General features: G+C 61.1%; 8 protein-coding genes and 1 pseudogene. 6 read left to right on the top strand and 3 right to left on the bottom strand.

Features of this window, described 5'->3' with window-relative positions:
- Positions 1-140: 140 nt before the first annotated feature.
- Positions 141-1,295 (bottom strand): FAD-dependent urate hydroxylase HpxO, encoded by a 1,155-nt coding sequence (gene hpxO, locus ABLU96_RS21825; protein ID WP_046877434.1) that lies wholly within the window; start codon positions 1,293-1,295, stop codon positions 141-143.
- Between the two features lie 346 nt (positions 1,296-1,641).
- On the opposite strand from hpxO, the gene ABLU96_RS21820 reads away from it, so the two are divergent.
- Genes ABLU96_RS21820 through uraH form a run of 3 tightly spaced genes read left to right on the top strand, consistent with a single transcriptional unit; the run spans position 1,642 to position 3,825 of the window.
- On the top strand, positions 1,642-3,024 hold the full coding sequence (locus tag ABLU96_RS21820) for a nucleobase:cation symporter-2 family protein (RefSeq protein ID WP_014228757.1): 1,383 nt from the start codon (positions 1,642-1,644) through the stop codon (positions 3,022-3,024).
- A complete protein-coding gene (gene uraD, locus ABLU96_RS21815) occupies positions 3,002-3,502 on the top strand; it encodes a 2-oxo-4-hydroxy-4-carboxy-5-ureidoimidazoline decarboxylase (RefSeq protein WP_064405539.1) in 501 nt (166 codons plus the stop codon). Before ABLU96_RS21820 ends, uraD begins: the two co-directional genes overlap by 23 nt.
- Positions 3,499-3,825 carry a hydroxyisourate hydrolase gene (uraH, locus tag ABLU96_RS21810; RefSeq protein WP_025106221.1) on the top strand — a complete coding sequence of 109 codons (327 nt, stop codon included), beginning with the start codon at positions 3,499-3,501 and terminating at the stop codon, positions 3,823-3,825. The genes uraD and uraH overlap by 4 nt, the downstream gene beginning before the upstream one ends.
- Before the next feature lie 104 nt (positions 3,826-3,929).
- Here uraH and guaD read toward each other — a convergent pair whose 3' ends face one another.
- Both guaD and ABLU96_RS21800 read right to left on the bottom strand, forming a co-directional pair.
- On the bottom strand, positions 3,930-5,249 hold the full coding sequence (gene guaD / locus ABLU96_RS21805; protein WP_064405537.1) for a guanine deaminase: 1,320 nt from the start codon (positions 5,247-5,249) through the stop codon (positions 3,930-3,932).
- Between the two features lie 109 nt (positions 5,250-5,358).
- Entirely contained in the window at positions 5,359-6,846 is a 1,488-nt protein-coding gene (locus ABLU96_RS21800) for an NCS1 family nucleobase:cation symporter-1 (RefSeq protein WP_014228761.1), read from the bottom strand.
- Between the two features lie 144 nt (positions 6,847-6,990).
- Between ABLU96_RS21800 and ABLU96_RS21795 the strand changes: the two genes are divergently transcribed.
- From ABLU96_RS21795 to puuE, 3 genes and pseudogenes are all read left to right on the top strand, one after another.
- A complete protein-coding gene (locus tag ABLU96_RS21795) occupies positions 6,991-7,707 on the top strand; it encodes a GntR family transcriptional regulator (protein ID WP_014228762.1) in 717 nt (238 codons plus the stop codon).
- Positions 7,707-8,579: pseudogene (locus ABLU96_RS21790) on the top strand (aspartate/glutamate racemase family protein); the annotation flags it as partial. The gene ABLU96_RS21795 and the pseudogene ABLU96_RS21790, both read left to right, overlap by 1 nt.
- Positions 8,467-9,399, top strand: coding sequence for an allantoinase PuuE (gene puuE / locus ABLU96_RS21785; protein WP_004849698.1), 933 nt, complete (start codon positions 8,467-8,469; stop codon positions 9,397-9,399). The pseudogene ABLU96_RS21790 and the gene puuE, both read left to right, overlap by 113 nt.
- The last annotated feature ends 45 nt before the right edge of the window (positions 9,400-9,444 follow it).

Genomic DNA, 9,444 nt, shown 5'->3' with positions numbered 1-9,444 from the left:
GGCGTGGCTTCTTCCCGGCTCGCGCTGCGCTTAGCCGGGCTACGAGCTGACCGGGCTACAGGTTCCCCGGCATCTGCGATCCGGTAGCCCGGCTAAGGCGTTTACGCCGCGAGCCGGGAAGGGGGCTGATGCCAGCATCTTTACCCCAGCGGGCCGCCCTGAATGGTTTCGCACAGACCGTTGATAATCCGCTCCCCGGTTTCGGATTTCAGCTCCTGATACCAGGCTTCCGTCAGCGCCATATCTTTACCGTGGGTCACATCGCAGCGTTTACGCGCCTTCAGCACCAGGTCGCGGACCCGGTCGCAGCGCTGCGCTTCGTACTGGCGCAATACCTCGGTGATATCCCGGCTCTGGCGGAACAGATCCCCCAGCACCACCGCATCCTCCAGCGCCGCGCAGCCGCCCTGGCCGATATCCGGCGTGGTGCTGTGCCCGGCATCGCCCAGCAGCGCCACCTTGCCGCGAACCAGCCGTTCAAACGGCTCGATATCATGGATTTCAATGCGGTTGGTGGTCTGCGGGTCGAGGGCGGCGATCAGCTTCTGCACCTGCGGCGACCAGCCGCTGAAGTAGCGGCTGAGATCCGCGCGCAGGGTGCTGCGATCCTCGGCCAGCCCCGCCGGGAGCGGAACATCAAAGAAAAAGTAAAACCGTCCATCGGAGACCGGCATCAGCGACACCCGTTTCCCCTCGCCAACGAAGGTGGTCCACTGGTTGCCCGGCGCAATCGCCTCATCAATTTCCACCAGACCGTTCCAGTTAACGTAGCCCGCGTAGCGGCGCTCAGGGGTATAGCCGAGCACGTACGGGCGCAGCGCCGAATGGCTACCGTCGGCGGCAATCAGAAAATCGCCTTCAGCCATCGACCCGTCGGTAAACCAGACGCGAACCCCGTCGGCGTTTTCTTCGCAGCGGGTGACGCGTTTACCAAACTGCACGGCGTCGCGCCCCCAGAAGTTGAGCATCTCGCGCTGCAGCTCGGCGCGGGAAACCGGACAGGGACGGCCACCGGTGCGCGCCACCAGCGGCGCGAGGCTGAACTGCGTCAGAGTCTCCCCGCGCAGATAATCCTTGTAAGCCAGAAAATACATGGGGCCGCCGTAACTCTCGATAATATCCCCCATGCCTAAATGCTTCATGCACTTAACGCCGTTAGGCCAGATGGAGATGGCCGCGCCCACCGGCTTGATTTCTTTCACCGCTTCAAAGACTTCGCAGTGGATACCGGCATTTTTTAATGCCACCGCCGCGCTCAGGCCGCCGATTCCGCCGCCGATAACTAATGCTTTCATTTGCTTCTCCTTTACATACGTCGTTATTGGCTTGAGCAATTTGCGTACCACTTTGGCGCAGGCGCTGATTTCGCCGATTCTGGCTCCCCGCGACCGTGCGGTTGCACAACGCTGGTGCGCAGAGCGGGTTTTATTGCCTTTTTATGAATCAATAATTTCTAAATTTGTAATTGAGAATCTAATGTTTCATTGTCGCGCCGAGGTCAGACGCCAGGGACCTGGCAAAAATGATGGGTTATCTGCTTGAAAAAACGGAATAAAATTAAATGTTGCGCAAATGTGAGCGAATTTGGCCTGTTTTGTGCACCCGTTCCCGCACGCTTATTCGCAACGGGATGAAACGACCATGTCAGATGAAAAAAACGGCGGCTTACTGTACGGCCTTGAGCAGCGGATCCCGCCGCTCCCGGCTTTTTTTAGCGCCTTACAGCACGTACTCGCCGGGCTGGTAGGCATTATTACGCCGCCGCTGATTATCGGCGCGGCGCTGGGGCTGGGGGAGTGGCTGCCCTATTTGATCAGCATGTCCCTGCTGGCTTCCGGCATCGGGACCTTCCTGCAATCCAACCGCCTGTGGGGGATCGGCGCGGGCATGATCTGTATGCAGGGGACCAGCTTTGCGTTCCTCGGCGTCGCCATTGCCGGCGGTATGTGGGTAAAAGGGCAGGGCGGCACGCCGCAGGATATTATGGCCATGCTGTTTGGCGTCAACGTTGTTGCCGCGCTGGTGCCCTGTCTCGTTAGCCGCTTTATTGAACCGCTGAAGCGCATTTTTACTCCGGTGATTACCGGCAGCGTGATTGCGCTGATCGGCATTAGCCTGATTAAAGTCAGCGTCATTAACTGGTGCGGCGGCGAGCAGGCTAAAGCGTTTGCCAGCATGAGCAATATCGCCCTCGGCGCGGGCACGCTGGGGACCATCGTCCTGCTGAGCTGTGCGAAAAACCGCTGGCTGCGTCTCTCTTCGGTGGTGGTGGGGATTGCCGTCGGCTGCGCGGCGGCGGCGCTGAGCGGATCGTTCCAGCTTAAAGGCGTCGGCGATGTCTGGTTCCGCTTACCGCAGCTGTTCCCGTTTGGTTTTCAGTTTAACAGCGCGATTTTTCTGCCGATTGCGCTGGTGTCGCTGGTCTGCATTCTTGAGGCGGTAGGCGATCTGACGGCCAATTGCCTGATCTCTCAGCAGTCGATAGATGACGAGGCCTTTCGTTCGCGGCTGAAAGGCGGCATTCTTGCCGATGGCATAAGCTGCATGGTGGCGGCGATGCTGTGCGCGTTCCCGAATACCACCTTTGCGCAAAACAACGGCGTGATTCAGATGACCGGCGTCGCCAGCCGCTACGTTGGCCGCTACATCGGGGTGATTTTGATTCTGCTGGGCCTGTTTCCGCCGTTCGGCGAGATACTGCGCCAGATCCCGGCGCCGGTGCTGGGCGGCGCGACGATGGTGATGTTTGGCTGCGTTGTGGCGGCGGGGATCCGCATTATCACCCAGAAACCGCTAACCCGTCGCGATATGCTGATCGTTGGCCTGGCCTTCGGTTTTGGTCTCGGCATTGAAGCGGTTCCGGCGTTTCTGACCCACTTCCCGCCGATCGTGGGTAACCTGTTCGGTTCCGCGGCGACCAGCGGCGGGCTGGTGGCGATTGTCCTGAATCTGATTATTCCGGAAGAGAAACCGGCCGCGGCGGCGGCCACAAGGAGCACCGATGATCGCGCTGAATCACTTTAATCAGCTGAGCGGCGAACATGCCGTCGCCGTGCTGGAACCCTGCGTGGCCATCTCCGGCTGGGCGGCGGCGCTGGCCGCCGGCCGGCCCTGGCGCAGCCGCGCTGATTTACTCAGCGCCGCCCGGCGGCTGATGGCGGCGTGGGGCGAAGCGGAGCTGACCGAGGCGCTAAGCGCCCATCCGCGTATCGGCGAAAAGTCCGCCGGGTCTCAGGCGCACGCGGCGCTCTCGCGTCAGGAACAGGGAAGCGTTGATGACCGCGATGCTGCGCTGGCGCAGGCGCTGAAAGAGGGCAACGCCCGCTACGAAGCGCGATTTGGCCGGGTCTTTTTGATTCGCGCGAAAGGGCGCAGCGGGGATGAAATCCTGGCGGCGCTGTCGCGTCGCCTGCAAAACAGCGAGCGCGCAGAAGTCGAGGACGCGTTAGCGCAGCTGCGCGAAATCACCCTATTAAGACTGGAAGGAGCGATTGGCGAATGAGTACCTTAAGCACCCATATTCTGGATATTTCCACCGGCCGACCGGCGCAGGGCGTAAAGATTGCGCTGGAGCGCGAAGGCGCGCTGGTTGCCCGCGGCGTCACCGATGATAACGGTCGCATTGGCGAACTCGGCGCCGGGACGCTGGCGCCGGGGCGTTACCGGTTGTGCGCGGAAATCGGCGAGTGGTTTGCCGCCAGCGGGCGCGAGACGCTCTACCTGAGCGCGCAGATTGATTTCGTCATCCGCGAAGCGGCTGGCGAGCACTATCATTTACCGTTTTTAATTGCCCCCGGCGGCTGGTCCACCTATCGCGGCAGCTAAATTTCCCCGGAGGCGGCGCTGCGCGCCTGTCCGGGCTACGAGTTCGGCACTGTCTGTGGTCTGGTAGCCCGGACAGGCACAACGAGCCGCCTCCGGGAAAGGGACTACTGCGCAGCCGCATCCCCCCACACGCGCTCGCCGTTTACCCACGTCTCGCTGATATTACGTTCATCGCCCAGGGTCATCAGCACGAACAGCTGTTCATAGATATCTTTGCAGCGCCCGCTGCGCAACCTTTGCAGCGGCGTGACCGCCGGGTCGATAACCACAAAATCGGCCTCTTTGCCGGGCTGGAAATTGCCAATCTTCTCGTCAAGGCGCAGCGCGCGCGCGCCGCCAAGGGTCGCATGGTAGAAGGCTTCGCTGGCGCGCAGGCGATAGCTTTGCAGCTGGCTGACCTTATACGCCTCGCCGAGGGTGCGCAGCATACTGAACGTGGTGCCCGCGCCAACATCGCTACCGATGCCCATGCGCACTTTGTTCTGCCAGCAGGCCGGTAAACGAAACAGCCCGCTGCCGAGAAACAGGTTTGACGTCGGGCAGAAGGCCAGCGCTGAACCGGTCTCGTGCAGGCACTGCCACTCGGCGTCCGCCAGGTGAATGCCGTGGGCAAACACGCTACGCTCGCCGGTCAGCCGATAGTGATGGTAGACGTCAAGATAGTGCTCATGCTCCGGCCACAGGCTTTTTACCCACGCCACCTCGTTGAGGTTTTCGCTCAGATGGGTATGCAGCCAGGTATCGGGAAACTCTTCCCGCAGCTGCCGCACCGCGGCCAGCAGCTCCGGCGTTGAGGTCGGCGCGAAGCGCGGCGTAATGGCATAGCCGAGGCGGCCGCGCCGGTGCCAGCGTTCAATCAGTTCGCGGGTTTGCCGGTAGCTCTGCTCCGCGCTTTCGCTAAGGTAGTCCGGCGCGTGGCGATCCATCATCACTTTGCCGGCGAGCAGGCGCATATTCAGGCGCAGCGCTTCGTTAAACAGGGCATCCACCGATTGCGGATGCAGCGTACAAAAAACCAGTGCGGTGGTGGTGCCGTGGCTCAGCAGCTGGTTGACAAAAAACTGCGCGATCTCCGCGGCGTAGTCGGCATCGGCAAACTGGCTCTCCACCGGAAAGGTATAAGTGGTGAGCCACTCCAGCAACTGCTCGCCAAATGCGCCGATCATCTCGGTTTGCGGATAGTGGACGTGGGCATCGACAAACCCCGGCAGCAGTAGCTTACCGCGCAGGTCGCGATAGCCCTTCTGCGGGTGCAGAAAGCGTTCGCCCTCCTGCCACGGCAGCAGCGCCTGAATGCGTCCGGCGCGAAGAAACAACACGCCATCCTCCAGATAGCGCGCCTGGCGGGCGATATCGTCGGCGCTCTCGGCAACCCCGGCGATATCGAAAAATGCGCCGCGAACCGCGGCATGGTAGTCAAACATCATAGCTGCCCTGTGGGTTAGCGAAAGGATAGGTTGATTGAGCAAGATTAATGCCAGTTTGCGCAGGCGGAGAGCCGCCGCGACGTGACGCCGCGGCGGGAAAGCCGGGTTACTCTTTCTGGGCGAGGGCGCTGAAGCCGGCGGTGGCGCCGACGCGCTCGTCGCGGGCGATCCAGCGGTAGGCCGCGCCACTCAGGAAGACGCCGATAAACCAGCTAAAGTTAGCCACTTCGTGCAGGGCCGGAATAAAGCTGATGACCAGACCAATCGCGACGGAGGGTACCAGGGCGGCGATCGCTTTCGGGTTAAAGCCGTTGCGGTACCAGTACTGGCCTTTTGGCGTGTCGTCGAACAGGTCGTTAACGGAAACCTTGCCGCGCTTAATGATGTAAAAGTCCACGATCAGGATACCGAACAGCGGGCCGATAAACGCCCCCAGCACGTCGAGGGTGTAGTGGATCAGCTCCGGCGAGTTAAACAGGTTCCACGGCGTCAGCAAAATCGATCCCACGGCGGCAATCATCCCGCCGGTGCGGAAGCTGATTTTCTGCGGCGAGCAGTTAGAGAAATCGAACGCCGGGGAGACAAAGTTGGCCACGATATTAATCCCGATGGTGGCGGTGATCATGGTCAGCAGGCCAATGGCGACCGCCAGGTCGTTACCCACGCGGCTCACGGTCTCAATCGGGTCGGTGATCATGCGGCCAAACAGCGACTGCGTGCCGGAGACAATCACCACGGTCACGATGGAGAACAGCAGGAAGTTAAACGGCAGGCCCCAGCGGTTGCCGCGGCGGATCTCACCCATGCTTTTGCCGTAGCGCGAGAAATCGCCAAAGTTGAGCAGCGGGCCGGAGAAGTAGGAGACCACCAGCGCGGTGGCGGTGATCATCTGCCAGGTCTGCTCCCCGGCGCTCAGCGATTTGCTGGCGAGGGTAAAGGAGATCCCGTCAAAACCGGTCTTGTATACAATCCATCCCGCCAGCGCCAGCATTACCACGTAGACCGCCGGGCCGGCGATATCGATAAAGCGCTTGATGGCGTTCATCCCGTGCCAGAACACCATCGCCTGCAGCAGCCACATGGTGGCGAAGCAGAGCCAGCCCAGATGCGACAGGCCAAGGAAGCTGGAAGCGGTGAGCGTCGACAGCGAGGGCCAGAACTTCAGCAGCACCAGCATCAGCGCGTTGGCGGCGAGATAGGTCTGAATGCCGTACCACGCGAAGGCGATAAGCCCGCGGATCACCGCCGGAATATTGGCCCCAAAGACGCCAAACGCCTGACGGCAAATGACCGCGTAGGGCACCCCCGCCATCTGGCTGGGCTTCGCCACCAGGTTGGCGCACAGCTGAACGATGCAAATCCCCACCAGCAGGCACAGCAGCACCTGCCAGCTCGCAAGACCAAGGGTAAAGAAGCTCGCCGCCACCACGTAGCCTCCCATGCTGTGCACGTCCGACATCCAGAAAGAAAAGATGTTGTACCAGCTCCAGTTCTGGTCGCGCGTCGGCGCCAGATCCTCATTGCAAAGCCGTGGGCTGTATCCAGCGTGGGGATCAGCGGCCTTAACCTGATGCGTATTTTGTTGATTTGGCATGAAACCTGCTCCTGTAAATGAACACCCGTTTAAATGGATTGCCGAGGCTGTTGCAGGAATCAGGCCAAAACAGTTAATTTTGTATGCAAGAATTAAATTTTATGTATACGATTCGATATCAAAAAGTGAAAGTCGGAGTGGTTAATGAGCAACCAACATCGTCTGCAGGCCGCGCCAGAACTGCAGGATAAAGACGAATCCATCTATCAGGCGCTGATGACCGCGATCGTCGAGCATCAGCTGCCGCCGGGGAGCAAACTGCCGGAGGAGGCGCTGGCGGAGGTGTTTGGCGTAAGCCGCACCGGGATCAGAAAAGTGCTGCAACGACTCGCGACTGTGCAAATGGTCGCCCTGACGCCCAAACGTGGTGCACAGGTCGCCAGCCCAACGGTCGAAGAGGCGCAGGCGATCTTCCGTACCCGCGCGCTGCTGGAGGTGGCCAACCTGCCGGATGTGCTGACCCGCTGCCAGCCGCCGCACCTGGCGGCGCTGGAGGCCATTATCCGTCAGGAGCAACAGGCGCATGAACGCTATGACGGCCCGGCGGCGATCCGCTATTCGGCCGAGTTTCATATCCAGCTGCAGGCGATCTCCGGCAATCAGGTGCTCACCGAGATGGTGACCCGCCTGAGCCAGCGTTCATCCTTGGTTATCGCGGCGTGGGGATCGCCGTGGCGTCAGGGCTGCCGCTGCGACGATCACGAACAGCTTGTCCAGCTGCTGCGTGACAAGGCGCTCCAGCCCCTGAGCGACGCCTTAAGCCACCATTTTGAACATATTGTCGCCAGCCTCTGTTTTGAGCGCTCTGGCGTGACCCTGCCCGATTTTGCCCGGCTGTTTGCCGGCTATAAGGAGCCGTAATGGCCGCTGTTTGTATACAAGTCATCAACCCCAACACCAGCCTGGCCATGACGGAAACCATCGGTGCCGCCGCGCGGGCGGCTGCCGCGCCGGGAACCGAGATTCTGGCGATCTGCCCCCGCGAGGGCGTGCCGTCGATAGAGGGGCACTTTGATGAAGCCATCGCCGCCGTGGGCGTGCTGGAGCAGATCAAAGCCGGTCGTCAACAGGGGGTAGACGGGCACGTGATCGCCTGTTTTGGCGACCCCGGGCTGCTGGCGGCGCGCGAGCTGGCGCAGGGGCCGGTAGTGGGGATTGCCGAAGCGGCGATGCATATGGCGACGCTGGTGGCCACCCGTTTTTCCATCGTGACCACGCTGCCGCGCACCCTGATCATCGCGCGTCATCTGCTGCACCAGTATGGTTTTCATGACCACTGCGCCGCCCTGCACGCCATTGATTTACCGGTGCTGGCGCTGGAGGACGGCAGCGGTCTGGCGCAGGAGAAAGTACGAGCGCGCTGTATCCAGGCGCTAAAAGAGGACGGCTGCGGGGCTATCGTGCTGGGCTGCGGCGGGATGGCGACGCTGGCCCAGGAGCTGACCCGCGAGCTGCGCGTGCCGGTGATCGATGGCGTCAGCGCGGCGGTCAAAATGGTTGAGTCGCTGGTGGCGTTAGGCCTGTCGACCAGCAAGCAGGGCGATTTAGGGTTTCCGGAAGCCAAAGCGTTGAGCGGCAAATTTCAGGCATTAAATCCCTTTTAATATGAAGAGGTAGCAGATGGCATTTTTGGCAGACGATTACCCGCGCGATCTGCGCGGCTACGGCGGACAGCCGCCGCACGCGCGGTGGCCGAACAATGCGCGCATCGCCGTGCAGTTTGTTCTGAACTACGAAGAGGGCTCGGAAAACCACGTGCTGCACGGCGATGCCGGTTCTGAGCAGTTTCTGTCCGATATTATCGGCGCCGCCAGCTACCCTGACCGGCATATGTCGATGGATTCGCTGTATGAGTACGGCAGCCGCGCCGGTTTCTGGCGCATCCATAATGAGTTCAGCCAGCGGGGACTGCCGCTGACCGTGTTTGGCGTCGCCATGGCGCTGGCGCGTCATCCCGAGGTGGTCGAGGCGATTAAGTCGGCGAACTATGACGTGGTCAGCCACGGCTGGCGCTGGATCCACTACCAGAATATGCCTATCGAGCAGGAGCGGGAGCATCTTCATAAAGCCGTGCAGGTGTTAACCGATCTGTTTGGCAAACCGCCCACCGGCTGGTATACCGGGCGCGATAGTCCCCATACCCGCCAGTTGGTGGTGGAGCACGGCGGTTTTGATTACGACAGCGACTATTATGGCGACGATCTGCCGTTCTGGAGCGAGGTGGCCTGCGGCGACGGGACGCGTAAGCCGCACCTGATCGTACCTTATACCCTCGACGCCAACGATATGCGCTTTGCCACCGCCCAGGGGTTCAATACCGCCGAGCAGTTTTACACCTATTTGAAAGACAGCTTCGATGTGCTGTACGCCGAGGGGGCCAGCGCGCCGAAGATGATGTCCATCGGGATGCACTGCCGCCTGCTGGGGCGCCCGGGCCGCTTCCGCGCGCTGCAGCGTTTCCTTGATTATGTGCAGCAGCACGACCAGGTTTGGGTCTGCACTCGTCAGCAGATTGCCGACCACTGGCGCGACGTTCATCCGTTCCGGGGGTAAAGGCGTTCCCCGGGTCACGCCGCAAGCGGCTTACCCGGGCTACAG

It is taken from the genome of Klebsiella sp. CN_Kp106 (genome assembly GCF_040064575.1).
Classification (GTDB): Bacteria; Pseudomonadota; Gammaproteobacteria; order Enterobacterales; family Enterobacteriaceae; genus Klebsiella; species Klebsiella michiganensis.
This window is presented reverse-complemented; position numbering and strand designations above follow the sequence as displayed.

What these genes read in the sequence shown, in the direction of transcription:
- hpxO (WP_046877434.1), bottom strand. Translation starts at nt 1,295, where the DNA reads ATGAAAGCATTAGTTATCGGCGGCGGAATCGGCGGCCTGAGCGCGGCG.
- ABLU96_RS21820 (WP_014228757.1), top strand. Translation starts at nt 1,642, where the DNA reads ATGTCAGATGAAAAAAACGGCGGCTTACTGTACGGCCTTGAGCAGCGG.
- uraD (WP_064405539.1), top strand. Translation starts at nt 3,002, where the DNA reads ATGATCGCGCTGAATCACTTTAATCAGCTGAGCGGCGAACATGCCGTC.
- uraH (WP_025106221.1), top strand. Translation starts at nt 3,499, where the DNA reads ATGAGTACCTTAAGCACCCATATTCTGGATATTTCCACCGGCCGACCG.
- guaD (WP_064405537.1), bottom strand. Translation starts at nt 5,249, where the DNA reads ATGTTTGACTACCATGCCGCGGTTCGCGGCGCATTTTTCGATATCGCC.
- ABLU96_RS21800 (WP_014228761.1), bottom strand. Translation starts at nt 6,846, where the DNA reads ATGCCAAATCAACAAAATACGCATCAGGTTAAGGCCGCTGATCCCCAC.
- ABLU96_RS21795 (WP_014228762.1), top strand. Translation starts at nt 6,991, where the DNA reads ATGAGCAACCAACATCGTCTGCAGGCCGCGCCAGAACTGCAGGATAAA.
- puuE (WP_004849698.1), top strand. Translation starts at nt 8,467, where the DNA reads ATGGCATTTTTGGCAGACGATTACCCGCGCGATCTGCGCGGCTACGGC.